Origin of the sequence: Myxococcus eversor (assembly GCF_010894455.1) — a bacterium.
GTDB classification, from domain to species: Bacteria; Myxococcota; Myxococcia; order Myxococcales; family Myxococcaceae; genus Myxococcus; species Myxococcus eversor.
In genome coordinates, this window is the sequence record NZ_JAAIXY010000072.1 from 1 (window position 1) to 1,499 (window position 1,499).

Annotated in this window: 1 protein-coding gene; it reads left to right on the forward strand. The window is 68.8% G+C overall.

All coding sequences use genetic code 11. From position 1 onward, the window contains the following. On the forward strand, positions 1–1,499 hold a 1,499-nt coding region (locus G4D83_RS45175; protein WP_163871158.1), incomplete at both ends, for a non-ribosomal peptide synthetase.

Below are 1,499 nucleotides of genomic sequence, written 5' to 3' on the forward strand. Positions count from 1 at the left end.
TGCCGATGCTGCCGGCGGAGGAGCGCCGTCAGGTGCTCGTCGAGTGGAACAACACCCGCCGCGAGCTGCCCTGGACTGGCGCCTTCCACGAGCGCTTCGAGGCACAGGCCGCCCTCACGCCCGACGCCCTCGCCGTCCTCGACGACTCCTCCTCTCTCTCCTTCCTCCAGCTCAATCAGCGCTCAAACCAGCTCGCCCACCTGCTGCGCTCTCGCGGCGTCGGGCCCGAAGTCCGCGTCGCCTTCTGCCTGGAGCGCACTGTCGACTCCCTCGTCGCCCTCCTCGCCATCCTCAAGGCCGGCGCCGCCTACGTCCCTCTCGACTCCGCCTACCCTCACGAGCGCCTCGCCTTCATGCTCCAGGACTCCGGCGCTCCCTTCGTCCTCACCCTCTCCCACCTCCTGCCTCGTCTCGACTCCGCCTCCGCCCTCTGCCTCGACGACGACGCCCTGCGCGCTTCTCTCGCCGCGCTCCCCGACTCCAATCCTCCTCGCGTTTCTCTCCCTTCCCACCTCGCCTACGTCATCTACACCTCCGGCTCCACCGGCAGGCCCAAGGGCGTCATGGTCCACCACTCCTCCGTGGTGAATCTCCTCTCCGCCCTCTCCTCTTCCGTCTACTCCGACGTCCAGCGCCCCCTCCGCATCTCCCTCAACGCGCCTCTCTCCTTCGACGCCTCCGTCAAGCAGCTCGTCTTCCTCTCCCTCGGCCACTGCCTCTGCTTCGTCCCTCAGGCCGCCCGTGAAGACGTCCCCCTGCTTCTCTCGTGGTTGAAGAAGCACCAGCTCGACGTCCTCGACTGCGCCCCCTCTCACCTCCGCCTCCTCCTCGACGAGGGCCTCGCGGACTCCGGCCGTCACCTCCGTGTCCTCATCGGCGGTGAGGCCATCGACGACTCCCTCTGGGCGACGCTCTCTTCTTCGCCTTCGCTGAGTGCCTTCAACGTCTACGGGCCCACCGAGGCCACCGTCGACACCACCGCGCTCGCCATCCGCGCTTCCGCTCGTCCCTCTCTCGGTGGGCCGCTCTCCAACGTCTCCACCTTCATCCTCGACGCCTCTCTCCAGCCCGCTCCCATTGGCGTCCCTGGTGAGCTCTTCATCGGCGGCGACGGCCTCGCTCGCGGCTACCACCTCCGTCCGGACCTCACCGCCGAGCGCTTCGTCCCCAACCCCTTCAGTGCCACGCCCGGCGCTCGCCTCTACCGCACCGGTGACAAGGCCCGTTGGCTGGCCCATGGCCACCTCGAGTACCTCGGCCGCATCGACTTCCAGGTGAAGCTGCGCGGCTTCCGCATTGAGTTGGGTGAAGTCGAGGCCGCTCTCGAGGCCCTTCCTTCCGTCCACCACGCCGCCGCCCTCGTCCGTGAGGACGTCCCGGGCCTCAAGCGCCTCGTCGCCTACGTCACCCCGGCCTCCGTCGACACCTCGGCCCTGCGCGCGGAGCTGCTGCTCCACCTCCCCGAGTACATGGTGCCCTCGGCCTTCGTTGCCCTGGAC